Genomic DNA, 25,271 nt, shown 5'->3' with positions numbered 1-25,271 from the left:
GAGTAATCATGAGAAGTTTTAAAGAAATACAAGAAATTTTAGGTACGCAGCCTGATGTGAAAAAAATATACCTTATAGGCTGTACAGGTGCAGGTAAAACATCACTGGTTCAACATATCATAGGCTCTAAAAAACACGGTTTTCCGGTGACTAGTCATAGACGAACTACGATTGCACCTACTGAATATGTAATTCAAAAAAACATTCCTTTTAAAACAACAATTATTTTAAAAAATAAGAATGATGTAGTTTTTGCAATAGAGGAATTAATTCAAGGAGCTATATTAAAAGCTAAGCAAGATAAAGCGACCACTGAAGATGTGGTTTTTGAATTAGAACAATCCCCCGATGACCGATTTAAGCTGAATCAAATGGTTAAAGGTGAAACGTTTGTAAAAGTTGCAAATGACATTATTACGAATGTATTACCGCCTATAAGTGGTAAAGATATTAACGATGAAACGTTGCTATCAGACTCATTTATTAAAGATGAAATAAAGAAAATTGTTACTGAAATTTTAGCTGAAATTGAAGCTAACTTTAATAGAGCGTGCGGAAATGGTCATACGCTATTTACAAATAAAACGTTAACGATAGATGGTATTAGTGACAAAGATGAATTTATACTGAAAACTAAGAAACTCTTAAGCCATGATTTTGGTTCTATTTCTATATTAGCTGAATATATACGCATTGAAGGCGACTTGTTAGCTGATTGGCTTGATCCTAACCTAGAGTTTTTATTAATTGATGGAGAGGGGATTGGGCACTCTTTAGGTGAAAAAAGAGATACGCTATCTTCACGTCATTACAATTTTTTTAATTATTGTAATAATATTGTATTAATTGATGATGCGAATGATCCGTTTGCGGCTGGTGGTCATGGTGCAATTGAGGGGATATTCTTAAACGGGTATCAAGAGAAATTTAAATTAGTATTCTCTAAAACAGATAAACTTGAGCAGACAGATCTGAATGCATACTTTAGACGTAGTTTAAATAATCTTAGAAATGCGCTAAAAAAAGATGAAATAGAATTTAATGAAGAAAACAAAGATACTTACAAACTAAATGCGCTTGATGATAAAAACATTAATGATGAATCTAGAAAAACAATACAACGGCTATTAACTAACATTAGTAATAGTAAAAAAAAGCACTTAACCCCTTTAGAATATGATTTTGACTTACTGCTTTCTAAATACAATAGTGAGACATTGGTATCAACTATTGTTAATAGAATTGAAGAGGAACATTGGGCTGTAGTTAAAGCTCTTTCAAAACGACTTCAGAGTGCAGATATTGAATATAGGCATTTAAAACCAATTAGCTGGATTCTGATTTTTTTGATGCATGAACTTAACTCTTTTCTTAAAAGAGATGAACTAACTTCTGAAGTATTTGATAGTCAAAATATAATCAAACAGAATGTATCTCACCGATTGGTACAGTATATATATACTAATTTTGTAAAAGAGAAAGAGCACTTGTGGCAACAAGCATATGAAAAAAGTGGTTTTGGCTCTCACAGAGAACGGAAAGATTTTATCTTTAATCAAATAGTTAGGGTTTTTTTACCTAGTAAAGATAAAGAGGATGCATTTAAATCATTTAAGAAAGACATTAAAAGCTTACTATTAAAGTCAGGAGCACTTGAGCTAAAGACTGCGGTAAAAACTGAAATTACTCATGTATCTATAAAAAAAATATTTGGATCTAAAAACGTTGAATGGTCGTTAGGTGATGATGTTAATGTCTTAATTGGTAAGAATGGTTGTGGCAAATCAACTTTGTTAAAACTCATTTTTGCTTGTATTAATAATGATGAGGAAACATTAGAGTCATTTAGGTCTCCATATGTAGAATTAACAATTTTAAAAACCTTTGATAATGGTGAAACTCAAATATCTAAAATATCACAAAGTAAATCACCATCAAAAATTAATGCTGTCATGGTGAATACATTCGATATTAAGTTAGATCGGCAGAACAATGATGTAGTTGACTTAGATAGTCAGTTACTGAAACTAACAGGAGAGCTAGAAGGATTTCAGCGTGGTCTATTACAATCAATTAATAAAACTGTTGGAGAACAAATTAAGCAACGAGATGAGGCAATAAGTAAACTTACAACTGCTACTCCTGATGATTTTGCTCGTTTACAAGAACTAAGCATTCAAATAAATGATGCAACGACAAAAATATATAAACCGTTGATTGAGTTTAAGTCAATTATTGATGAGTATTTTTCAGGTACAAATAAATCGATAATTATTGATGATGAAGAGTTCCCATTAGTTGTCGAAGTTGAAAATAATTCTCACCATATTAAAGTGACGGATTTGTCGTCAGGTGAAAAGCAACTTTTAATTATCTTCTTAACGGTGATTCTACAAAAGAATAAATCATTTATATTATTAATGGATGAGCCAGAAACATCCTTACATGTAGAGTGGCAAGCAACGTTTATTGATTTTATTAAGAAATTAAATCCTAACGTACAAATTATTATTGCGACTCATAACCCTCTTATTTTGTTGAATAGAGAAAGTGATGAAATAGGAATTATTGAAGCAAATAATGATGAAGTGCAAAAAAGAACAAGTGGAACTAAGTACCTAGATATATCATCAATCTTGTTAGACCATTTTAAATTACCATCTTTGGTTGGCACTCAAATGCAAAATGATATCCAGCGTTTTAGTGCGCTTAAGATGCGAGAGCCTGAATTAAATTTGGAAGAGAAAAATCAGTTATCTGACCTTGGTGAATTATTAGAAAATAGTTTGGCTGGTGATATGATTTATAATAAAAAATATTTCGATTTTTTAACCTTTCTTAAAAATAACAAGCACATCAGTTATGAACAATATGAAGCTTCTTCAGAGCAGGATATGGCAGACTTCTTAAGTGAGTTTGGAGGCTCATTCAATGATTGATATGCGTACTTTATATCAACATGCCGACTACTCAGTAGCTCTTCAAAACTTTAATAGCAGTAGTCCAAAGAAATGGTCTAAGTTCCAAGGAGTTCACCTTGCGGTTACTAATCATAGGTGTCCAATTTGTGAATGTACTTTAAAAAATGGGCAACTGTTAATGAGAGCTAGTAGTAAGCCTGGTAAGCCTCCTGTCCAAGTTAAAGCTACTGTTGATCATTATCGACCGCAAAAGTATTATCCTTTTCTAGAGTTTGAGGATAAAAATTATATTTTAATGTGCTCTGAATGTAATAATATTTATAAAGGCTCGGAATTCCCAATATTTGGCGTTCAGGTAACGAGAGCAACCAGTGTTGCAGGATTAGCAACAGAACAACCACTTATAGCTAATCCTGTTAGTGATAATATATTCGATTTATTTAAAGTCGTTGCTAGGCGTTTAACAAATGGGCGAAAGGTTCTAGAGTTAACGCCTAAACATACATCTGGTTATCTGCATGAGAAAGCTTTAGCCACAATTAAACTATTCGGTATAGGGGAGTGTGAAGTTAATGCACATTCTAATGTTAATATTAAAGCATTGAGAGTTAATCTACTTCGCAGCCATTTTTCAATGTTTGAAGATTTCATTAATGCTTATGAAAATAAAGATGTACCTAAAATGCGAAGTGAAATCACGAGAAAAAAATTAGATTCATACGGTTTCTTGAAAATTATACTTGCTAATAATGTAACAAACCTAACTTAAGAAATGATTAAATATCGTACTCTAATCTATTGTCGCGGGGAGTTGTTGTGAGATGATAACTAAAATAACTGAGCTGAAGTTCCTTTTTATCGTTTAGGGTCATAAAAAGTAGTTGATGTCTAATCAGTTAGATTGAGATAAGGCTCCTTCGGGAGCCTTATCTATGCCGCTTATCCAACCAAAGATAAACACTTCATTCCTGATATAGATAAACTTCCTTTCGATGCTTCCTCAATATGTCCACTCCACCACTTCATCATCGGTATTCTTCGTTCAAGATAATCAGTACGGTTATAAGCCGCACGTACTTGACTGTCATCTACGTGGGCAAGAGCCGCTTCAATTAGGTCTGATTCAAAGCCTTGTTCGTTTAGCGTAGTACTGGCTACTGAACGTAATCCATGACTTACTAACCTACCAGCAAAACCCATACGTTTTATTGCCATATTTGCTGTTTGGCTATTTGATGGTTTTAATGGTGCTCTATCTGAAGGGAATACAAATTCTCTATGAGCACTAATAGGTTTCATAACTTCTAGTAAAGAAAGAGCTTGAGCAGTTAAAGGTATACGATGTTCCCTACGCTTTTTCATTCTCTCTGGTGGAATTGTCCAAATTCCTTTCTCTAAATCTATTTCTTCCCAACGTGTTCCAGCGGCTTCTGATGGTCGAGTCATTGTATGAAGTTGCCATTCAATTAAACAACGAGTAGTACGCTTAATAGAAGCATTAGCAATGGCTATCATAAGTTCTGGTAACTCATCAGGTTTAAGAGCCGCCATATTTTCTTTTTTGGGTTTCTTAAAAGCAGCTTTGATCCCTGCAAGAGGGTTAGCATGAATAAGCCCACAGTTTACTGAATAGGTCATGATCTCATTTAATCGTTGAGTCAGTCGTTTAACTGTTTCTAAACTTCCTTTCGCTTCAATTGGTCGAAGTAATTCAATAATCATTGGTGCTGTAATTTGAGATACAGGTGTACTTTTAAGTATAGGGAATATATGTAGCTCTAAAGATCGCCATACGTCTTGAGCATAATCTACAGTGATGTCATCTTTCTTACGCTCAAACCATTCAGTAGCAACATTAAAAAAAGTATGTTCATGAATTATCAGGTCTTGGTGTTTTTTCTCATCACGATGTTCTTTAGGGTCTATACCTTGCGCAACTAACTCTCTTGCAGACACGGTTAGCTTTCTGGCATTCGCAAGACTAAGTGAAGGGTAAGAACCTAGCCCCATATTTAATCGTTTTTTAGTTTGAGGATGAATGTAGTTGAAGTTCCATAGTTTAGAACCATTAGTACGAATTCGTAATTGAAGACCTTCACCATCAGAGAGGACATAATCTTTCTCTCGTTCTTTTGCATTATCAATTTGTTTATTATTTAAGCGAGTTGTCTTTAATGCCATGGTAAATCCCTCAATCATGTATTCCACAGATCTCTATTATAGACTTGGAATACATAAAGGAATACATGAAATGATGGAAGTAACTGGATGTTATTGGACGCTAAAATGATGCAATCTAACGTAAATTATTGATTTTTGGTTTGTTTAGATACAAAAAAAGACGCCCGAGGACGTCTTTAAATGTGTATTTGGTGGAGCTGGGGGGATTTGAACCCCCGTCCGAGAACCGTTCACCGTTGGCGCTACATGTTTAGTCGATCTTTAATTTCACCGTAAAACTGCGAACCGACACGCTATCTTATGGCTAACCTGAATTATAATTCAAACTTCATCTCTCAGGTGGGAGAATCCATTCTAGTTCGTTTGGGTTTGATCCCCTGTTATTCCCCGTCTTACAAACGGAAGCTAGGGCAGGAGAGCACCGAGTAGGTTATTAAGCTGCTAGTGCGTAGTTTTCGTCGTTTGCGACTATTTTTTTGCGGCTTTTTACGTGGCCAACCGCCCCACGACATGCTCCTAGGGTTTCAAAATTCCCGTCGAATCCTGAATCAGCCCCAAAGATTTGGTACCTGATGATACTAACAGAAAAACAGCGTCTGTCTAGTTAGTATCAGTCTAACTGGTTGAAATTAACGCAAACTACTCTTCATAATTCGAGCTTTATCTCTGTTCCAGTCTTTTTCTTTTGAATCTGTACGTTTATCGTGCAGTTTCTTACCTTTTGCTACACCAACTTTTATTTTCGCCCAAGAGCGAACCCAGTACATGGTAGTAGCAACAAGCGTCATACCTTCACGGTTCACACGACCGATTAGATTATCAATTTCTTTACGGCTCATTAAAAGTTTACGAACACGAGTAGGGTTCGCAACAACATGAGTCGATGCTGCTTGCAGTGGTGTTATGTTCATACCACTAATGAAAATTTCGCCATCGCGAACATATACGTAGCTTTCCGCGATATTTACTTTACCAGAACGAAGAGATTTAACTTCCCAGCCTTGGAGTTCGACCCCAGCTTCGATTTCATCTTCAATGAAATATTCGTGGCGAGCTTGCTTGTTCATAGCAATGGTATTACTGCCCGCTTTATCTTTTGATTTCTTCTTTGCCATAATGCCCACATTATACGTTATTAGTTGAGAATAGGGGAAGTAGTTTGGCTCTTAACATCAAGATGGTATGATGCAACCCTCTATTATGTAAAGGAGAATTTATGCCTCAGGTTAGCCGTTCTGCATTAGTACCTTTCAGTGCAAAGCAGATGTATGATTTAGTCAATGATGTTGCGTCTTATCCTCAGTTCTTACCCGGGTGCTCTGGTTCTAAGATCATAGAACAAACAGAATGTTCTATGATAGCGTCGGTCGATGTAGCAAAAGCAGGCATAAAGAAGACGTTTATTACCGAAAATACGTTAGTTGATGCTCAAATCATAGGAATGAACTTGGTTGATGGGCCTTTTAAATCATTAACGGGTGGATGGCATTTTACTGAATTAGATGAAACGGCGTGTAAAGTAGAACTAAAATTAGATTTTGAATTTACCAACGCGTTAGTAGCAATGGCATTTGGTAAAGTTTTTCAAGAGCTTACTAATAATATGGTGAATTCATTTACCCAGCGAGCGAAGCAGATTTATGTCAATAATTAACGAGATGATACATGTTGAAGTGGTGTATGCCTTGCCAACAGAGCAAGTGGTTTTTAAACTTGCCGTAAAAGCAGATCAAACCGTTCAAGAGATCATTGAGCAATCTGGTGTATTAGAACGTTATCCTGATATTGATTTAGTCGTAAATAAAGTCGGTGTATTTAGCCGTAACGTAAAGTTAGATGCGACAATCAGAGATAAAGATCGTATAGAAATTTATCGACCATTACTTGCTGATCCAAAAGAGATTCGACGAAAAAGAGCGGCACAAGCAAAAAAAGAAGCCGCTAAAAAATAGAGCAGTATCGGAAAATAAAAAACCGGAAGTCGTTTAACGATTTCCGGTTTTTTGTGTTTAAACGTAGTTTTTCTTTTGTAAGGAAAATTACATTTTTTCGAAGAAGCTATCGCTCATAGGGAAATATCCCTCAATACTGGTTAGATTACCATTATCATCAAACTGAGCAATCATGTCCTTTTGAACTGATTTCTCGTGTCCATGAGTAAATAGATAAATGTAATACCAAGTGTTTGGGTAGCCTGATTCAACAAGCATTGGGGAACCCATAACAAACTGTACTTGTTGTTTTGTCATGCCAAATCGCAGTTTATCGACGGCTTCCTGTTCGACGTAGTTACCTTGGCTAATATCGATTCGATATACCAATGGTTCTACTAGCGAGCAACCACCCAATAGTCCAGCAGCAAGGGGTAGAGCAATGATCCATTTTTTGAATTGCATAGTTCGTACAGCTTTAGCCTTTTAAATAATTAAATAGATGATAAACAAGCTGACTTGATAAGTAAAAAGGTTAAGCCTGTTCTGGTGTATTTTGACCCTAAATTTTGAATCTAGTTGCATCTATTGTGTTTTTTCGTCGTAAATTGCCGATAAAGTGAAATAAAAAAGCCAATACAATTGTTGTACTGGCTTCGTTTATCTTAGTTTTATGTATTTATCTACTTACATCGATGTAAGTAGATAAGGCTATTTAAGCTGCGTTTAACAATTCTTTGGCATTAGCTAAGGTATGTGCTGTAATTTTAGTTCCGCCAAGTAAACGCGCTAATTCTTCTACGCGTTCTTGCGTGTTAAGTGGGCGCATTTGTGTTTCTGTTTTTCCTGACGTTGTTTGTTTTTCAACAAATAATTGGTTATGCCCACAGCCTGCAACTTGAGGTAGGTGGGTAACACACAGTACTTGGGTTGATTCACCTAAAGTGCGAAGCATTTTTCCTACAACTGCTGCAGTTGGTCCACTGATACCGACGTCAACTTCATCAAAAATCAAACTTGGTGTTTCTATTTTTTGCGCCGTAATAACTTGTATAGCCAGAGAAATTCGAGATAGCTCACCACCAGAAGCAACTTTAGCGATAGGGTGCAAAGGCTGCCCCGGGTTGGTTGATACTTTGAAGCATAAAGTATCAATGCCTAGTGGTGAAATTTTAGTGGCGGCATCACTTTCTATTTGAATATCAAAAACGGCTTTTTCCATGCTTAATGTTTGCATGCTTTCCGTGATTTTATTGTTTAGCTCTTTTGCGTAACGTTGACGACTTTTAGTGAGCTTATGTGCAGACTCTAAGAAGTGTTGTTTTAATTCTTCTACTTCTTGTTCGCGTAGTTCTCGTTTTTCATCGGAGCAATCTAGGCGTTCATATTCAGCTAAGAGTTGTTGATGATGTTCATATAATTCATCAGCGACGACATGGTGCTTTTTAGCCATTGACATGACTTTACTGAAGCGCTCTTCGACATAAGCGATTTGAGAAGGGTCAACATCGATAGTATCTAAATAATGCTTAAGCTCATGGTTTGCTTCTTCTACTTGAATCATCGCGTCATTTAACATTTCAGTTAATGGGGCCAATTGCGGGTCAAGCTGACTTAATTGTTGAATATGATTATTTGCATGCTGAAGAAGTTGAAGTGCATTCACATCATCGTTTTCATACAACAGAGAGACGGCTTGTTGGCAGTAATCAACTAATTCACTCGAATTTGAAAGACGTTTATGATCTTCCTCAAGGGTTGCGAATTCTTCTTCACCTAATGCTAATTCATTCAATTCTTTTATTTGGTATTCAATCAGCTGTTTTTGCGCTTCGTTTTGTAGACTGTTTTTGATTAATTGTTTCAATGAATTATCGCATTGACGCCATGCTTGATAACGACTGCGTGTTTTATTTAATAGAGAAAGATGTCCAGCGTATTGGTCTAACATATTGAGCTGATATTCAGGTTTCATTAATTCATGATGAGCATGTTGACCATGAATATTAATTAATAAGTGACCTAGTGTTTTTAGCTGTGTTGCAGGTACAGGGCTGCCATTAATAAAGCCACGAGAGCGGCCTTCTTTAGTGATTACACGGCGTAGAATACAATCATTGCCATCGTATAATTCGTTATCTTCTAACCATCGCTTAGCATTAATATTGTTCTCCAAAGTAAAGAGAACTGTGATCTCTGCTTTCTCTTCGCCTTGGCGAACCATTGACGCTTCAGCTCGATCACCTAGACATAAACCAAGAGCATCAATCGCGATAGATTTACCGGCACCAGTTTCACCAGTAATGGTGGTCATGCCTTTGGTAAGATCTAATTCTAGCGATTTCACGATTGCGAAATGAGTAATTTTAATATGTGCCAACATAAGCCATTCTCTACGAAATTTAAATAACACTAAAGTACTGTATAAAGAAACAGTATATACTGTTTCTTTATACAGTAAAGTTTATTTGAATTTTTTGTGAATCGCTTATGATTTAAGATTATGGTTTTTAGAAAAGCTTACTAGACCAGCCTAACTTATTTCTAAGTACATGATAGTAGATATAATCTTTGGGGTGGATAAGTTGCAACTTGCCTGGGCTTTGGAAAATATGAACTTCGTCACCTGGGCTAACTGGTAAAGAGACTTGTCCATCACAACTGACTTCAAGTGAACTGCGATTATCTGGGGAAACTAATAATTTAATATGGCGGCCTCCCTCAACGACTAAAGGTCGACTTGAAAGCGTATGTGGAAACATAGGAACAATTGAAATGGCATTTAAATTAGGAGAAAGGATTGGACCACCGCCAGACAAAGAATAAGCGGTTGATCCTGTTGGGGTTGAAATAATCAAGCCATCAGAGCGTTGAGAGAACGCAAAGCTATCATCAATATAGACTTCAAATTCAATCATATGTGCCACTTGTCCAGGGTGAAGGACAACTTCATTAAACGCTGAATTGTGACTTTTTAATTGTCCATGGCGGTGAACTTCAGATTCAAGTAAGAAACGTTCTTCTTTTATGAATTCGCCATTTAATACTTCAGTTAATGGCTCTTTAAAATTATCAGGGTCAAGATCGGTTAAAAACCCAAGGTTCCCTCTATTTACGCCAATAACGGAAATATCAAAGCGTGATAATACACGTGCCGCGCCGAGCATGTTCCCATCACCACCAACAACAATTGCAAGATCGGCTAACTCACCAAGTTTAGGAAGATGGTTAAAGCATTCATCAGGTATAGTAGGCAGAGCTTCACGTAAACGCTCATCCAATAAAACCGTATAATTTAGCTCAGTAAGCCAATCGTATAAGGCTAAATGCGTTTTTATGGCATTAGGGTCTCTAGGTTTACCAATGATTGCTATAACGTTAAAAGCTGTTTTCATATCCATCATCCATCATTAAATGGGGAACAAATGTTACAATTAATACTATTATGCTTGAATCGCTTTATTTAGTCCCCATAATAATGACAAAGTTTTAATTTGCTTGTAGAGCGTCGCCTTGGTTTGTATTAAGATCGCTTTATGGCTAATCAGCAGTCTTCTGGAGAAGCAAAAATGAATAACGAAGAAAAAAAAGTAAACGAAGAAATCGTAGTTGAAGATCAAATCGAAGCTATTGGTACTGAAGCCGATGTTGAGTGGAACGAATCTATGGAAGAAAGCCAAGACGCTAAAATTGCAGAATTAGAAGCGGCATTACTTGCAAGCCAAGCGCAGCTTAAAGAACAACAAGATGCGGTTTTACGAGCGAAAGCTGAAGAGCAAAATGTTCGTCGTCGTGCTGAAGGTGATATTGATAAAGCGCGTAAATACGCACTGAAGAAATTTGCTGGTGAACTACTGCCTGTTATCGACAATCTAGAGCGTGCTCTAGAAAGCGGAGATAAAGAAAACGAAGCGGCAAAAGTGTTGCTTGAAGGTGTTGAACTTACATTACAAACGTTTATTTCAACAATCGAAAAATTTGGTCTAACAGTGATTAACCCAGTGGGTGAAACCTTTAATCCTGAGCATCACCAAGCCATTGGTATGCAAGCAAGTCCAGATCATGAATCAAACACCGTAATGGTTGTAATGCAGAAAGGCTACTCATTAAATGAGCAAGTTATTCGTCCTGCAATGGTTATGGTTGCTCAATAATCAATTTTTTTGATTTATTAAGTTAATTTAAATTAAGCGGTACCAGCGATGGTACCGCTTTTTTTGTCTCTGCTTTAAGATGCTAAGTCTTTGTTTTGGGAATAAGTCTTAAAAATAAGGAACGAACGTCAAAGCTTGAGATGTAGCCCTTATGGAGAGTCGTTATTTATTTTGTTTTTTACTACATTTTAATCATCATGGATGTAATGAGTTTCGTTAATGGAAGTAAATATGAAATTAAAATCACTGTCGCTATTTTGTAGCGCCTTATGCTTGTATGCCCCTTTTAGTCTGGCTGCACATGTTGTCGCTTCTGAAACGTACGCTTCAATGGCACTGCCTAATGATGCGTTGTTATATGATGCTCCTTTAACTTCTGCTTGGGCTCATGGAGCTACGATTGTACAAGGGGTTCCTAGAGGGGATGCGGCGCCATCTTATTGGGCTAATGAAATCGTAGATAAAAGTATTACGACGTCTGATTATTGGAGTGGAATGACTCAATGGTTTACGGTATTTGAAGCGCAAGAGAATAAGGCGACAAATGTTCGTATCGCGATCGGTGATACTGACATTTGGTTATTACGTTCGGTTGATGGAAGTATGAATCCATCTACTGCGGAATGGGTAAATACCACTGAGGATAAACAGCCTATTTCTTGGGCGGCTTATTATTCTCATTATATAATTAAATACATAGAAGATGTTCCGTATCGTCGTTCTGATTCTGGTATCAAAGAATACAAGATTCATAGTAAGCATTATCCACTTCATGGGGGAACAAGTAAAGTTTCTATCGATGGTGAAAATGTCGTTGCTGCTTTTGTTCGAATCCAAGCTTGGTTGGTTACAGATAATGAAAACAACAAAAAAGACAATGAAGAGGCAAAAATATTAATAAGCACGGGGGCTGATTATTATCCAACGGTAAATACGTCAGTATCACATGGTGATTTATCAAACGCTAATTATCTACCAGGTGCAGGAGGAAGCCGTTTTCAGTATTTAACAACGACGCCGACTTGGTATTATATGGGGACCGTGGCTCCAGAAAATTTGTCAATTGTTGATAAGAATAGCCCTTATGTGAAAGCAGGAGGAAAAACCTATTTAACAAAAGATGAATGGTATGAGAACCCACCCCCTGTGAGTTTTTATGATCATTAAAATAAAATGAGTCTTGATTCTTTTGTAAGAGAGCGTTCTTTTTAAAGAAGAGCTGATAAGAATAAGAGCCTAGCCTAATTGCTAGGCTTTTTTGTTTATTTTTAAAATAAATGACACTTTTTTTATTTTTTCCCTTGAATTGTGATTTCACGCCCTTATTTATTAGTCATAGAATGAATTATGGGATTCAGTCCCAACCTTTACTCAAGTTGTTTTGAGTAAGTTTAAATAGATAAATTGGAGATAACCTGATGGGTAAGATCATTGGTATTGACTTAGGTACTACTAACTCTTGTGTTGCTGTTCTAGATGGCGATACGCCACGTATTTTAGAGAATGCAGAAGGCGAACGCACAACTGCATCGGTAGTTGCATACACTGATGGCGAAACTCTTGTAGGTCAGCCAGCTAAGCGTCAAGCAATTACTAACCCACAAAATACATTATTTGCGATTAAGCGTCTGATCGGTCGTCGTTTTGAAGACGAAGAAGTTCAACGTGATATCGAAATTATGCCATACAAAATTATCAAAGCTGATAATGGCGATGCATGGGTTGAAGCACGAGGCCAAAAAATGGCTGCTCCTCAAGTGTCTGCTGAAATTCTTAAGAAAATGAAGAAAACAGCTGAAGATTTCCTAGGCGAAGAAGTGACTGGCGCAGTAGTAACTGTACCTGCTTACTTTAACGATGCTCAACGTCAAGCAACGAAAGATGCGGGTCGTATTGCGGGTCTTGATGTTAAACGTATCATCAATGAACCAACAGCAGCAGCGCTAGCTTACGGTCTTGATAAGAAAGGCGGCGATCGCACTATCGCAGTATACGACCTTGGTGGTGGTACCTTCGATATTTCAATTATTGAAATCGACAACGTTGATGGCGAGCAAACTTTCGAAGTTCTTGCTACAAACGGCGATACTCACCTAGGTGGTGAAGATTTCGATAACCGTATGATCAATTTCTTAGTTGACGAGTTCAAAAAAGAACAAGGTATTAACCTTAAAACTGATCCACTTGCTATGCAACGTGTTAAAGAAGCAGCAGAAAAAGCGAAGATTGAATTGTCTTCAGCTCAACAAACTGACGTAAACCTTCCTTACGTTACTGCTGATGCAACTGGTCCTAAGCACATGAACGTTAAAGTAACACGTGCAAAACTAGAATCTTTAGTTGAAGACTTAGTTGTTCGTACTCTTGAGCCTCTTAAAGTTGCTCTAGCGGATGCAGATTTATCGGTAAACGAAATCACTGACGTTATCCTAGTTGGTGGCCAAACGCGTATGCCTATGGTTCAAGCTAAAGTTGCTGAGTTCTTCGGTAAAGAAGCTCGCCGTGACGTTAACCCTGATGAAGCAGTAGCAATGGGTGCTGCAGTTCAAGGTGGCGTATTGTCTGGTGATGTTAAAGATGTACTTCTTCTAGATGTAACTCCTCTGTCTTTCGGTATCGAAACGATGGGTGGTGTTATGACTAAACTAATCGAGAAGAACACAACGATCCCAACAAAAGCGGATCAAACGTTCTCTACAGCTGAAGATAACCAAAGTGCGGTAACTATCCACGTACTTCAAGGTGAGCGTAAGCAAGCGACATACAACAAATCTCTAGGTCAATTTAACCTAGAAGGTATTCAAGCAGCACCACGTGGCATGCCACAAATCGAAGTAACTTTCGATCTAGATGCTGATGGTATCCTAAACGTATCTGCGAAAGATAAATCGACTGGTAAAGAGCAGAAGATCACTATCCAAGCATCAGGTGGTTTAACTCCTGAAGAAATCGAAGCAATGGTACAAGAAGCAGAAGCGAATAAAGACGCGGACAAAAAGTTCGAAGAATTAGTTGTTGCTCGTAACCAAGCTGACCAAATGATTCACGGTACTAAGAAACAAATTGAAGAAGCAGGCGATGCACTTCCAGCTGACGAGAAAGAAAAAATCGAAGCAGCAATCAAAGCACTAGAAGACGTTAAGTCAGGCGATGATAAAGAAGTAATCGATGCGAAAACTCAAGAGCTAATGCAAGCAGCACAAAAGCTAATGGAAATCGCTCAACAGAAAGCGCAAGCACAAGGTGCTGACGCAGGTGAGCAACCTAAGCAAGAAGATGATGTAGTAGACGCTGAATTTGAAGAAGTTAAAGACAAATAATTGAGATTTAGTCGCTAGAAAGCTCGATTCCTGTGTCGGAAGTGCTCATTTGCGTTCGCAAACTCTGCGCTTCCTCCTTGGACTCAAACTTTCTAGCTTATAAATCAACAATTATTTCTAATTAGAAACTGATGTTTTTTATTAGAATTCTTCGTTGAAAATATATTGCGGGCGTTGGAGTTTTCTCTACCGCCCGCAAATTCGTAATTAATAGGTCAATCTAGATAATCATTCTCGAACGTTGAACCTGATTATCTAGATTGAACTCATACTGACGGTGTCACTGCCGGCAGTATCAAAAGAATTGGTGACCAAAGCATGTCTAAACGTGATTTTTATGAAGTATTAGGTGTTAGCCGTGATGCTTCTGAGCGTGATATAAAGAAAGCCTATAAACGTCTAGCAATGAAATTCCATCCAGACCGTAATCAGGGTGATGAAACTGCGCCAGAAAAGTTTAAAGAAGTAAAAGTTGCGTATGAAATCCTAACTGATGCTCAAAAGCGTGCGGCATATGATCAATACGGTCATGCGGCTTTTGAACAAGGTGGTATGGGTGGTGGCGGCGGCTTTGGCGGCGGTCAAGGTGACTTTGGCGATATTTTTGGCGATGTGTTTGGTGATATTTTTGGTGGTGGCCGTCGTGGCGGTCAGCAACGTGCACAACGTGGTTCAGATTTACGTTACAACATGGAACTTACGCTAGAAGAAGCGGTTCGTGGTTGTGAGAAAGACATTGAAATTCCAACGTTAGCGGCCTGTGAACCATGTGATGGAACGGGCGCTAAAAAAGGGACTTCTTCAACAACTTGTAGCACGTGTCATGGTCAAGGCCAAGTTCAAATGCGTCAAGGCTTCTTTGCTGTGCAGCAGGCATGTCCTACTTGTCATGGTAAAGGTAAGATCATTAAAGACCCATGTAATTCTTGTCATGGCGATGGTCGAGTACAAAAGACAAAAACACTTAACGTTAAGATTCCTTCTGGTGTAGATACGGGCGATCGCATTCGTTTATCTGGTGAAGGCGAAGCCGGAGAGCACGGCGCTCCAGCAGGCGATCTATACGTACAAGTTCATGTAAAAGAACACAATATCTTTGATCGTGACGGTAACAACTTATACTGTGAAGTGCCAGTAAGCTTTACGATGGCTGCGTTAGGTGGTGAAGTTGAAGTCCCTACACTTGATGGGCGTGTAAGCCTAAAAGTACCACTAGAAACACAAACGGGCCGTATGTTCCGTATGCGTGGTAAAGGGGTTAAAGGTGTTCGTACTCACAGTGCGGGTGACTTAATCGTTAAGTTAATTGTTGAAACTCCAGTTAAATTAACGAAACGCCAAAGAGAGCTACTTAAAGAATTCCAAGAATCATTTGATGGGAAAGATGCGAAGAAGCACAATCCTAAATCAGAAGGTTTCTTATCTGGTGTTAAGAACTTCTTTGATGATTTAACTAAATAAATCCGTTATTTCTTCAATCGCTATCAAAGCCTAATGATACTTATCTTGTATTATTAGGCTTTTTTTGTATCTCAAACATTTCCTTTTTACTGATTCTTTACTCATTTTTTACGGTGCTTTATACTTTTCGTTTATTATCTAATCAATTAGGTTTGAGTGTCTTATATTTAAGAGAGGATGTATGGAGTTATTCAAAGCAAAATTTTTATTATTAATTGCATTGCTATTGAGTTCAGCGTGCACTCAAGCTGAAATTATGGAAGGTGGGAGAACAACGCCCAGTTTTGAGCAAGATGCCGCCTCTATTCGCCATACTTATGAAAGCCAACTCTATACGTTGCCGGCATTTAAAGCGGGTCATTATGGATTGCGTATGTATCGTCAAACGATGGATCCGAAATACTCATCCGCTATATGGTCAGATATGGCGAGAGTGGCCAGTCGTTTGAATCAGTTTTCAACTGAGGTGCATACAAAAAAACAAATAGAAGCCTACGCTAATAAGCGGTTAAATAGTTAACCTGAATTCTGGATAAAACATGCTTTAAGCGAGGATTAGTTCAAATTCACATTCTGATAGCTTAATTCGTGGCTTTTGTTTTTTTAAACAATAAGCCACAACGCCTGAAATTACATTTAGCATGAAACCAGTCACGCTACGATGACGGCTATGTTCAATTTGAGAGATATTCTTCAATTGGTCATTTATCGTTTCGATAATGTATCTCTTTGATAACATAGCCTTATCAAAAGCACTTATCTCTTTTGCTTTCATGTTTTTTCGCGAGGTAGTCACTAAATCGACATCAGAGTTCTTTAAGCTCTCACTCAACTTTTTACCTATGTACCCTTTATCAGCGTACAATTTCCCCGAGAGTTCTTTGCATAAATCAGGTACAGGAGTCCTATCATTTACATTGCTAGCTGTGATTTTCAGCGAAATAATTTCTCCAAGATGGTTAATCAATAAATGAAGTTTGAAGCCGAAAAACCATCCCATGGTACCTTTTCCTCTTTTCGCAACACCATCAAAGACTTTATGGCGAGGAATTCGAATGTTATGGCATACTTTAAGACTCGTGGAGTCAACAAAAGCAATGCCAGTCGGCTTACCTTTGATAGATTGAAAATAGGCACACATTGGGGCGATTAGGCTAGGCATTTTGCTCACAAATCGAGTGTAGCTAAGTAAATTTGGAAAGTATCCTTTCCAATATTGATGAACTAACCCGATATAGAAGTTCTTGAAATCTCTATGATTTGATTGATGAAAAGCGATGACAATAGTCATACATTCACTAGTAGACATTACTGACTGACGTTTTCTTTTTCTCTCACTAGCCTCAACAAGGTATTTTTCCCATTGAGATAAGAATTGATAACAAAAATCATCGACATCACAAAATATATCAACTAATTTATTCATCTTGCCCACCTTTTAAAATACGTTCAAATAATTCTTGGTCGAAAGATCTGATCGTTAGGTGGGCAATTAGTTCAGCCTTATCCAGAATTCAGGTTAGTTATATTGATGAGAGCGATAGTCGCAGTATCCTTCGTTATCAAGCAACGAAAACGATGCCTGAGTATTTATATCTTGGTATTGATCTTTTAGGATCGATGGCAAGAGCGGATGAATATGGCTTAAAACATCGTAATGATAAAGAGCTGCGAGAAATCATTCGTCATTATGACTTTAAGAAGTACGCAACGAACGAAGCAATGATAAAGGCGTGGGCAGCGCAACTTGCTAATCAAGTGTATTGGTTGCGCCAGTTAGGCGAGCAAGATGTGGTTGATGAATTTATTGAGGCATTTAAATTAGCGTATCCAGATGATAAAGACGCCGGATTATCTCAACAGCAATTTGGCAATAAAATTTACGGTTTAACTCATATACTGTTGGCGGATTCAAAGTACTATCAACTTCCTTTAAAAGAATCGGGTCATCAATGGATATACGATTATCTTAGAAATAACATCGATATAATTTTAGAACGTTCGAAAGAAGATATTATTTCAGAGGTTGGAATTACGTTTTTATTGGCCGGATTAGAGAATGATCCTGTTGTTTATAAAACACAAAAACACATTCAAGATGATATTAATCGCCAAAAAAACATGGTGCCATCAACGACTGAAGGTACAGATTTGACGGATGGTGAACATCGGAATGTATTGGCGATAATGTTACTAGATTGGCAGACACCACATGCCGCTCCCACTATTCAAAATGAACCGAACATATTTCTTGGTAAGCCGTATGGACTTATCAAGAAATAAGAAACACACCGTTAAGATACAAAAATGCCCAATGACATTTAACGGTCATTGGGCATTTTTAGTGAAACAAGAAGAGCAGTAAAAACTAGGCGAGACCTTGAAGTTTCACAAATTTTTCTAATAGCTGATCATCCGTTTCTATGTTGTTTGGATCAGAAATAACGCAATTGTTAATCGGGCAAACTGACTGACACGTAGGGACTTCGTAGTGTCCCTTACATTCAGTACAAAGATCGGGATTGATTTCGTAGATCTTGTCGCCCATGGTGATCGCTTCGTTTGGACACTCAGGCTCACACATATCACAGTTAATGCATTTTTTATTGATCAATAACGCCATTACTTACTTACCGTGTGGGTTACGAGTGTCTTCACCCGTGTGTAAGTTACGCATTAATAGACCGTATTCTAAATCTACGTTTGCAGGAACAGGGATGAACACAAAGTGGCCATTTCCTTTCGCTGAATCAACGGCTTCACTCTTACGGTTTTCCATCATTTCTAGCGTGAAGGTTAAGTTACCTTGTGGCGTCATGATCTCAATAGAGTCGCCCACTAGGAATTTGTTTTTAACATCAACTTCCGCTAAATCACCACGACGTTTCCCCGTGAATTCACCAACGAATTGCTGAGAATCAGAGATAGAGTAACCGTAATCGTAGTTTTGGTATGTATCATGTGTATGACGACGTAAGAAACCTTCGGTGTAACCACGGTGAGCTAGGCTCTCTAGTGTCCCCATTAGGCTTTCATCAAATGGTTTACCTGCAACCGCATCATCAATCGCCTTACGATATACTTGAGCAGTACGCGCACAGTAATAGAAAGACTTAGTACGACCTTCGATTTTAAGCGAGTGAACGCCCATCTTGGTTAGACGCTCTACGTGTTGGATAGCACGAAGATCTTTAGAGTTCATGATGTAAGTACCATGCTCATCTTCAAATGCAGCCATTTTCTCTTCAGGGCGGTGTGCTTCAGAAAGAAGAACCACTTCGTCAGTTGGTTTGCCTAAACCTAATGTATTGTCGGGACGTTCTTCTTGAACTTCTACGTCTTGAATCTCAACACCGATAGGATTAGCTTCAACGATTTGACCGTTTTCGTCTTCTTTTGCTTCTTCAGCTTTGTATTCCCAACGACATGCATTTGTACATGTGCCTTGGTTTGGATCGCGCTTGTTCATGTAGCCAGAAAGTAAGCATCGACCAGAGTACGCCATGCATAACGCACCGTGTACAAAAATTTCTAATTCGGTATCAGGACAGTTTTCACGGATCTCTTCAATTTCTTCTAGTGATAATTCACGAGATAAGATCACACGTTCAACCCCTTGAGTTGACCAGAACTTCACGGTTGCCCAGTTAACTGCGTTAGCTTGAACTGATAGGTGAATAACAACCTCAGGGAAAGCTTCACGAACCATCATGATTAAACCAGGATCAGACATGATTAAGGCATCAGGGCCCATTGCTACGATAGGGGTTAAATCACGAATAAAGGTTTTTAACTTTGAGTTATGTGGTTGGATGTTACATACCACATACAGTTTTTTACCTTGCGCATGCGCTTCGTTAATACCGATCTCTAGGTTTTCATGGTTGAATTCGTTGTTACGAACACGAAGGCTGTAACGTGGTTGGCCTGCATAGACAGCATCAGCACCGTAAGCAAACGCGTAACGCATATTTTTAAGGCTGCCAGCTGGCGAAAGTAGTTCTGGTTTAAACATGATTGCTTCCCAATGTTGTATTCTGATCTCAGGTCAGGTCATATCTCATGGATATGAAGGAGGCCGGATTTTACATGGAAAGGAAGGGAAGTGCTAGAGATATGATCTTTCGTGTTTATAAAGGCCTTATCTCTTTTGGATGTGATTCAATTAACTTTGTATTGTCGTTTTTCGTTCAACAAAAGCGACTGGTATCATTAATCTTACTAGGTTTGTATTTTTGTTTTCTATCTGATCTACAATGATCTTAACGGATTCACGTGCTAAACGTTGAAAATCTTGTTTAAAGGTCGTGAGTTGATAATTTAGCCACTCGGTTTGAGGAATATTATCGAATCCAATTACTTGAAGATCTTCTGGTATGCGCAAGCCGCACTCTAAACGAGCCACATCCATGGCTGCCATCGCTAAATTATCCGTCGCGCAAAAGATAGCTTCAGGTCGATGAGGTTGAGAAAATAATTGTCGAATAGTATCGATTGAATCAGAATAATCATAAGTTGCTTCGACTACTTGAGCTTTATTCCCTGTTAATTCTTCGAAAGTCGTGCAAAAACCAAATTTACGTTCGTCGTTAGTAAATGTAGGTACTTCACCAGTTAAATATAATGCCGATTTCACATTGCTTTTATGAAAATGTTGAGCGGCTATTTGACCTGCGGTGTAGTTATCACTAATGACATAACTGCTTTTTGTTCCTTCGACTACTCGGGCGTATTGAATAATAGGAATATTAAACTCTTCACATTCTTCGTATAACGATTTGTTGAGCGTTGCTGAAGCGGCAATGACACCATCAACTCGGTACTGAAAGATATTAGGAATTGAATGTTGTTTATCTTCATCTAGTTGCCATGGGATCAATACGGCTGAAAATCCTTTTTTCTGTAATTCATTAGAGATTAATTGCAGTGTTTTCATGTGGATTGGGTAGTCGGCATCAGGAAAAACTAAACCAATAAGTTTCGATTCATTGGTCGTTAAACTGCGGGCAAATGCATTTGGTCGGTAGTTTAAGGCTTTTGCTGCTTCAAATACCTTTTGCTTTGTTTTTTCTGATGCGGAGCTACCAGGAATAAAAACACGAGAAACCGTAGATTGAGAAACTCCGGCAAGTTTTGCTACGTCTTTAGACGTTATCATTAATTTTGGAAGCGTCATATTTTATTGATTATCAGTCAATTAAGTTGCTTAGAGTCTACCATAGAATAAAATGGTATTCATAAACTCAACGTCTAAACGGTGATGGGAGAGTGCCTCATTTATGATAAGGCACACACCGGATAAGGTTGCGATAATCTAAAAGATTATTCGTTATTTTGGGTATATTACAACTCAGGATTCATGATTGTTTGAGTTCGTTCAAAAACATCTAAGCCTTGTTGTTTTAGCCAATAAGGAAGATCGATTAATACCCAGTTTTCAGACAGTTTATCGTTATCTCGGTAATACACATCGACGACTTGCATATCAGCACGCACTTCGCCGCCAGTCATACCCAAGAAACCACCTGTTGGCGTATTTGATAGATTTGGCCATCCGAAGAAACACGAAAAATTCCCCTCAGCAAAGCGACAGACGTGACCATTGAATTTTTTATCTTTTAAGTTATTACGGAATGGTAATTGATGTTGTTGTTGGTAGCGAGGGATGGTGTAAGAAGCACCGATACCACAAGGGCCATACCAAATCATATCTTTAGACCAGCTTTTTGCTAAGACTTCAGGAGGGCATCCCATTGCACCACTGTCATTAAGGGCTGAAAGGTCATCGACCATTTTATTCACCAATGCCAGCGTTGCAATTCCTTCTTCTGGTGCAGCATCTTCAAACAACAGACCATCATGGTTGCGTGGTCCAGGATAAACAAAATGCTTACCGGTTGAAGGGGGTAATGGATAGCAACCCGCTTGGTCCATCATGCCTAAAAGGTCTAAGAAAAGACCTGTTTTCGTTATTTTTCCATTTTGAACGCAGTTAAATTCAGCATAACGAACATTCATTATTTTTCCGGTAGGGCGCATACCTAAAAATTCAGCATCGAATAGACCCATAAAGTGGCCCATACTCATTACCCAAATTTCATCTGGATTAATTTCGTTATTACCACCGATGAAGATATCTTGACGACGTTGCATGCGTGTCATTGATTTTAGTATCGGTGACCAAAAAGTATCTGCAGCAGCTTGTGCCCCTTTTTGTTCACGAAATGGATAAACACTGCGCCATAAATAATCGTCAGAAGTGTGTGCTTTTAGTATGTCGGATACATTTTCGTGAGTTGCGTTTTCTATCGCATCAAAATATGCACGAACGATTCGTTTTGCTTCTTGATATTTAGACATCTTATTTCTCTCTTAATATTGGCGAGCTTAATGAAGCTCGCCTATTTTGATTGTGAGTAACTTATTTTGAATTAGGCTTGTGCTGTTTTACGCTTTTTATTTCTATCAAAAATGCCATCTTTCAACGTTTCAGGTAGTGATAACCACAGCAGACCCGCTAGGATCCAGATGATTGGAGACCCCCACATTGTAGTTTCAAGGCTTGAACGCTCTTGAATGAAAACAAGAACCATTGGAGCCCACATCCCGATAATACGACCACCATGAAAGAGTGCAGCACCGTAGCTGCGCAGATGAGCGGGAAACAGTTCAGAAAAATATCCTCCCCATACGGCAGATGCAGAAAGTCCAAAGTTGTATATAAGCCCTAATAGAGCGAGCATATTTAAACTACCAATCATGACGTCACTTGGCGCAATAAAGAAAATTGACACCATAATTCCGACAAGAATGAAGCCGAAAGCATTTACTTTACGGCCATATTTATCAGCGACGGCTCCCCATATCCAAGCACCAAATAATGAACCAAATGCAGATATTGAGAAAATCATACCAATGGTTGCACCGTCAAATTGGCGAACGTCGCGTAAGTAAGTTGTTACAAAGCCACTAAAAAATTGATATCCATAAAAGTTCAGGCCTGCCAGTAATAAACAAGTAATGGTTATTGTGCGATAAGGCTTACTTAGCATCTCGCCCCAGGTCCCTTTTTTCACTGGAGTGTCATTATTTGCTGCGTCGTTTTCGCTTTCTTCACCATAAGCAATGATCTTTTTATCGTTTGGTAGAATAAAAATCATAATGGCAGCAGCGACTAACGGAGGAATACCACCAACCCACATTAGGCTCTGCCAAGGAGCATCAATACTGGTAATGAAGGCCGCGTAAGCGCCCATGACCATTAGAGCGACAGAGAACATTGAAGAAGCGAATGCGGTTAATTTTCCTCGTACCGTTGGTGTGAAAAGGCCAATCATTAAACTCACCGCAACAGTGAAGTAGCCACCAAGTGAAATACCGATGATGAATCGCATTAGTGCCCACATGGTGTAATCGGTAAACATCATATTGAGAATTGTTGCGCCACCATTGAGAGCGGTGATCACGATTAATGTCGATTTTTTACCAAAGTTGGAAGCAACCCAAGCACAACTCAACGCACCAATAAGAGCCCCAACTGATTGCCAAGTATAGAATTGTGCGGTGTCAGCAAGGCTAATACCATCGTAGGCCTCTACAATATAAGGGCGAACATAATCAATAATTACAAAGTTATAGCAGTAGAAAAAATAGCCAACAAGAATGGCTAAATAGGCTGCTATTCTTTGGGCTATTGGGACTTCACTCATGTGTTTTTTGGTAGTCATCTTTATCAAACCTTATTTAATCCATTAGTTAGTTTTATTTCAGCACTGGTAGAACTGTGCGTTTTGATGATTTACTTTTATGGTGAATCATAGTTTTTTTAGAGATCAAAGATCGTGATCCAAGTCGAGTTTAAAATGGGTGCGTACCCATTTTTTCTTTTTTAGAGATCATGATCTCATTATGGCTATGTCTTATCATCGCTGTGTGCTTTTTCAGCATTTGTTAGTGATTTTTATCACGTTTGTTATTGTGGTTTGATTAAACTGGATGAATTTTAAGTAATATTGGTGCTGATCATTTTCTCAGGAAGACAGGAATAATTATAAATGGTTACGTATTCAAGTTTTGTGGTGGTGGCGATCTATGTGTTTTCGACCATGTTCATCAGTTATCTTGTGAATAAACGCCATAGTAAAGCAGGGGGACTTCTCCACTGGGGGGAAGCAGTTTGGCTGGTTTACCGCGGGTGTTTCGATACTGGCAACTTACATTAGTACAATGACATTTGTGGGCATGCCGGGGTGGGTTTATAGCTCTGGAATGGAAGTGATGAGTATTCATCTTAACTATCCCATTGTTATCTTTTTTACGGTGATTTTTTTTGTTCCTGTGTTTTATAAACTTGGATTAACGTCGATCTATGAATATTTAGAGCTTCGTTTTGGCGTGTATGCTCGAACCATCAATTCAATAGTGTTCATTTTAGTTCAATGCATCTCATCAGGGATTGTTCTTTATGCGGTCGCGTTGATTTTGGTGCAAGTTTTACCGATTAATATCTCGGAAGCAATCATCGCGATGAGTGTATTTACGGCGGTGTATACGTATTTCGGTGGCATTTCTACGGTTATTTGGACTGATGTATTGCAGTCTGCCGTTTTACTTGTGGGCAGTCTTTGTATTTTTGTATTTCTATTGATAGAAATTAATACGCCGAGCGTAGTGTCTCGCGAACATCTTAATATTATTAATCTTGAGTTTAATTTTGGGGTAGACACAACATTATGGGCAGGCGTGATTGCCGTGAGCTTTCTACATTTAAGCGTGTATGGAACGAATCAACTGATCATTCAGCGTACGTTGGCAACAAAATGTGAAAAGACAGCTCAAAAATCCATGTTACTTTGTGGGTATGGTGCTTTTTTTGTGTATTTATTCTTTGCCATTATTGGCGCTTTGTTAAGTGTGTTTTATCAAGACCAACATTTCACAAACAGCAATGAAGTTATTTTGGATTTTGTGTTTAATCATACAAACCCTATTGTTGTCGGCCTTATTATTTCTGCGTTGGCTGCGGCTGCGATGTCGACATTAGATTCGACCTATAACTCGATGGCAACGGTCGCTACGTTTGATCTATATAAGCGTTTTTTTAAACCTAATGAATCGTCGGTTCATTATGAATTAATTGCACGAAGAATGAGCTTATTGGCGGCCACCTCTGTTGTTATCCCTGCATTATTTGCGGTATCTAATGAATCGGTGTTAAAAGCCATTGCTGGTTTTACATCGATTTTTGTTGGTATCCGGCTCGGTTCATTTGTTCTTGGATTGTTTTTTAAAAAGGCAGTAAAC

General features: G+C 38.2%; 19 protein-coding genes, 1 other RNA gene and 3 pseudogenes. 11 read left to right on the top strand and 12 right to left on the bottom strand.

Features of this window, described 5'->3' with window-relative positions; translation table 11 throughout:
• Positions 1-8 precede the first annotated feature (8 nt).
• Positions 9-2,939, top strand: a complete 2,931-nt coding sequence (locus VSAL_RS12975) for an AAA family ATPase (RefSeq protein ID WP_012550961.1) — start codon at positions 9-11, stop codon at positions 2,937-2,939.
• Positions 2,932-3,690 (top strand): hypothetical protein, encoded by a 759-nt coding sequence (locus VSAL_RS12970; RefSeq protein WP_044583318.1) that lies wholly within the window; start codon positions 2,932-2,934, stop codon positions 3,688-3,690. The genes VSAL_RS12975 and VSAL_RS12970 overlap by 8 nt, the downstream gene beginning before the upstream one ends.
• A gap of 170 nt (positions 3,691-3,860) precedes the next feature.
• Here VSAL_RS12970 and VSAL_RS12965 read toward each other — a convergent pair whose 3' ends face one another.
• From VSAL_RS12965 to smpB, 3 genes are all read right to left on the bottom strand, one after another.
• Positions 3,861-5,102: an integrase domain-containing protein gene (locus VSAL_RS12965; RefSeq protein WP_012550959.1), complete on the bottom strand. Its 1,242-nt coding sequence runs from the start codon at positions 5,100-5,102 to the stop codon at positions 3,861-3,863.
• 189 nt (positions 5,103-5,291) lie between these two features.
• Positions 5,292-5,658: a transfer-messenger RNA gene (gene ssrA / locus VSAL_RS22575) on the bottom strand.
• Between the two features lie 73 nt (positions 5,659-5,731).
• Complete coding sequence (smpB, locus tag VSAL_RS12960; protein ID WP_012550958.1) at positions 5,732-6,217, bottom strand: SsrA-binding protein SmpB; 486 nt, start codon at positions 6,215-6,217, stop codon at positions 5,732-5,734.
• Positions 6,218-6,318: 101 nt separating this feature from the next.
• Between smpB and VSAL_RS12955 the strand changes: the two genes are divergently transcribed.
• Entirely contained in the window at positions 6,319-6,756 is a 438-nt protein-coding gene (locus VSAL_RS12955) for an SRPBCC family protein (protein ID WP_012550957.1), read from the top strand.
• Complete coding sequence (locus VSAL_RS12950; RefSeq protein ID WP_017021288.1) at positions 6,743-7,054, top strand: RnfH family protein; 312 nt, start codon at positions 6,743-6,745, stop codon at positions 7,052-7,054. Before VSAL_RS12955 ends, VSAL_RS12950 begins: the two co-directional genes overlap by 14 nt.
• A gap of 87 nt (positions 7,055-7,141) precedes the next feature.
• On the opposite strand, the gene bamE is transcribed toward VSAL_RS12950, so the two are convergent.
• The 3 genes from bamE to nadK form a co-directional block, all read right to left on the bottom strand.
• On the bottom strand, positions 7,142-7,498 hold the full coding sequence (gene bamE, locus VSAL_RS12945) for an outer membrane protein assembly factor BamE (protein WP_012550955.1): 357 nt from the start codon (positions 7,496-7,498) through the stop codon (positions 7,142-7,144).
• Between the two features lie 250 nt (positions 7,499-7,748).
• On the bottom strand, positions 7,749-9,416 hold the full coding sequence (recN, locus tag VSAL_RS12940; protein WP_044583493.1) for a DNA repair protein RecN: 1,668 nt from the start codon (positions 9,414-9,416) through the stop codon (positions 7,749-7,751).
• Between the two features lie 127 nt (positions 9,417-9,543).
• A complete protein-coding gene (gene nadK, locus VSAL_RS12935; RefSeq protein WP_044583492.1) occupies positions 9,544-10,428 on the bottom strand; it encodes an NAD(+) kinase in 885 nt (294 codons plus the stop codon).
• Between the two features lie 174 nt (positions 10,429-10,602).
• Here nadK and grpE point away from each other — a divergent pair, with 174 nt between their 5' ends.
• The 5 genes and pseudogenes from grpE to VSAL_RS12910 all read left to right on the top strand — a co-directional run.
• Entirely contained in the window at positions 10,603-11,187 is a 585-nt protein-coding gene (gene grpE, locus VSAL_RS12930; protein WP_012550952.1) for a nucleotide exchange factor GrpE, read from the top strand.
• Between the two features lie 231 nt (positions 11,188-11,418).
• On the top strand, positions 11,419-12,354 hold the full coding sequence (locus VSAL_RS12925) for a hypothetical protein (RefSeq protein ID WP_231850851.1): 936 nt from the start codon (positions 11,419-11,421) through the stop codon (positions 12,352-12,354).
• A gap of 251 nt (positions 12,355-12,605) precedes the next feature.
• Positions 12,606-14,507: a molecular chaperone DnaK gene (dnaK, locus tag VSAL_RS12920; RefSeq protein ID WP_012550950.1), complete on the top strand. Its 1,902-nt coding sequence runs from the start codon at positions 12,606-12,608 to the stop codon at positions 14,505-14,507.
• Positions 14,508-14,825: 318 nt separating this feature from the next.
• Positions 14,826-15,968, top strand: coding sequence for a molecular chaperone DnaJ (dnaJ, locus tag VSAL_RS12915; protein WP_012550949.1), 1,143 nt, complete (start codon positions 14,826-14,828; stop codon positions 15,966-15,968).
• Between the two features lie 181 nt (positions 15,969-16,149).
• Positions 16,150-16,485 (top strand): annotated as a pseudogene (locus VSAL_RS12910) (DUF3541 domain-containing protein); the annotation flags it as partial.
• Between the two features lie 27 nt (positions 16,486-16,512).
• Here VSAL_RS12910 and VSAL_RS12905 read toward each other — a convergent pair.
• Positions 16,513-17,394 (bottom strand): IS982-like element ISVsa6 family transposase, encoded by an 882-nt coding sequence (locus VSAL_RS12905; protein ID WP_012550948.1) that lies wholly within the window; start codon positions 17,392-17,394, stop codon positions 16,513-16,515.
• A gap of 14 nt (positions 17,395-17,408) precedes the next feature.
• On the opposite strand from VSAL_RS12905, the pseudogene VSAL_RS12900 reads away from it, so the two are divergent.
• Positions 17,409-18,251 (top strand): annotated as a pseudogene (locus VSAL_RS12900) (DUF3541 domain-containing protein); the annotation flags it as partial.
• An 85-nt stretch (positions 18,252-18,336) separates the two neighbouring features.
• Here VSAL_RS12900 and VSAL_RS12895 read toward each other — a convergent pair.
• The 5 genes from VSAL_RS12895 to VSAL_RS12875 all read right to left on the bottom strand — a co-directional run bounded on the left by VSAL_RS12895 (position 18,337) and on the right by VSAL_RS12875 (position 23,695).
• Complete coding sequence (locus VSAL_RS12895; protein ID WP_012550947.1) at positions 18,337-18,591, bottom strand: YfhL family 4Fe-4S dicluster ferredoxin; 255 nt, start codon at positions 18,589-18,591, stop codon at positions 18,337-18,339.
• A gap of 3 nt (positions 18,592-18,594) precedes the next feature.
• Complete coding sequence (gene trhP / locus VSAL_RS12890; protein ID WP_012550946.1) at positions 18,595-19,983, bottom strand: prephenate-dependent tRNA uridine(34) hydroxylase TrhP; 1,389 nt, start codon at positions 19,981-19,983, stop codon at positions 18,595-18,597.
• A gap of 150 nt (positions 19,984-20,133) precedes the next feature.
• A complete protein-coding gene (locus VSAL_RS12885; RefSeq protein ID WP_012550945.1) occupies positions 20,134-21,144 on the bottom strand; it encodes a LacI family DNA-binding transcriptional regulator in 1,011 nt (336 codons plus the stop codon).
• A 167-nt stretch (positions 21,145-21,311) separates the two neighbouring features.
• Positions 21,312-22,328, bottom strand: a complete 1,017-nt coding sequence (locus tag VSAL_RS12880; protein ID WP_012550944.1) for a nuclear transport factor 2-like protein — start codon at positions 22,326-22,328, stop codon at positions 21,312-21,314.
• A 71-nt stretch (positions 22,329-22,399) separates the two neighbouring features.
• Positions 22,400-23,695, bottom strand: coding sequence for an MFS transporter (locus VSAL_RS12875; protein WP_012550943.1), 1,296 nt, complete (start codon positions 23,693-23,695; stop codon positions 22,400-22,402).
• Positions 23,696-24,022: 327 nt separating this feature from the next.
• Between VSAL_RS12875 and VSAL_RS12870 the strand changes: the two are divergent.
• Positions 24,023-25,265: pseudogene (locus VSAL_RS12870) on the top strand (sodium:solute symporter family transporter); the annotation flags it as partial.
• Positions 25,266-25,271 lie beyond the last annotated feature (6 nt).

The sequence above is a fragment of the Aliivibrio salmonicida LFI1238 genome (assembly GCF_000196495.1).
Lineage (GTDB): Bacteria > Pseudomonadota > Gammaproteobacteria > Enterobacterales > Vibrionaceae > Aliivibrio > Aliivibrio salmonicida.
The sequence above is the reverse complement of the archived record's forward strand: the minus strand, read 5'-3'. Positions and strand labels throughout refer to the sequence as shown.

Bases quoted from the DNA above. Each gene is read 5' to 3' on its own strand.
- bamE (WP_012550955.1), bottom strand. From the start codon at position 7,498: ATGCAATTCAAAAAATGGATCATTGCTCTACCCCTTGCTGCTGGACTA.
- VSAL_RS12970 (WP_044583318.1), top strand. From the start codon at position 2,932: ATGATTGATATGCGTACTTTATATCAACATGCCGACTACTCAGTAGCT.
- VSAL_RS12895 (WP_012550947.1), bottom strand. From the start codon at position 18,591: ATGGCGTTATTGATCAATAAAAAATGCATTAACTGTGATATGTGTGAG.
- VSAL_RS12880 (WP_012550944.1), bottom strand. From the start codon at position 22,328: ATGTCTAAATATCAAGAAGCAAAACGAATCGTTCGTGCATATTTTGAT.
- VSAL_RS12885 (WP_012550945.1), bottom strand. From the start codon at position 21,144: ATGACGCTTCCAAAATTAATGATAACGTCTAAAGACGTAGCAAAACTT.
- trhP (WP_012550946.1), bottom strand. From the start codon at position 19,983: ATGTTTAAACCAGAACTACTTTCGCCAGCTGGCAGCCTTAAAAATATG.
- recN (WP_044583493.1), bottom strand. From the start codon at position 9,416: ATGTTGGCACATATTAAAATTACTCATTTCGCAATCGTGAAATCGCTA.
- nadK (WP_044583492.1), bottom strand. From the start codon at position 10,428: ATGAAAACAGCTTTTAACGTTATAGCAATCATTGGTAAACCTAGAGAC.
- VSAL_RS12875 (WP_012550943.1), bottom strand. From the start codon at position 23,695: ATGACTACCAAAAAACACATGAGTGAAGTCCCAATAGCCCAAAGAATA.
- smpB (WP_012550958.1), bottom strand. From the start codon at position 6,217: ATGGCAAAGAAGAAATCAAAAGATAAAGCGGGCAGTAATACCATTGCT.
- VSAL_RS12905 (WP_012550948.1), bottom strand. From the start codon at position 17,394: ATGAATAAATTAGTTGATATATTTTGTGATGTCGATGATTTTTGTTAT.
- dnaK (WP_012550950.1), top strand. From the start codon at position 12,606: ATGGGTAAGATCATTGGTATTGACTTAGGTACTACTAACTCTTGTGTT.
- grpE (WP_012550952.1), top strand. From the start codon at position 10,603: ATGAATAACGAAGAAAAAAAAGTAAACGAAGAAATCGTAGTTGAAGAT.
- VSAL_RS12925 (WP_231850851.1), top strand. From the start codon at position 11,419: ATGAAATTAAAATCACTGTCGCTATTTTGTAGCGCCTTATGCTTGTAT.
- VSAL_RS12955 (WP_012550957.1), top strand. From the start codon at position 6,319: ATGCCTCAGGTTAGCCGTTCTGCATTAGTACCTTTCAGTGCAAAGCAG.
- VSAL_RS12975 (WP_012550961.1), top strand. From the start codon at position 9: ATGAGAAGTTTTAAAGAAATACAAGAAATTTTAGGTACGCAGCCTGAT.
- VSAL_RS12965 (WP_012550959.1), bottom strand. From the start codon at position 5,102: ATGGCATTAAAGACAACTCGCTTAAATAATAAACAAATTGATAATGCA.
- VSAL_RS12950 (WP_017021288.1), top strand. From the start codon at position 6,743: ATGTCAATAATTAACGAGATGATACATGTTGAAGTGGTGTATGCCTTG.
- dnaJ (WP_012550949.1), top strand. From the start codon at position 14,826: ATGTCTAAACGTGATTTTTATGAAGTATTAGGTGTTAGCCGTGATGCT.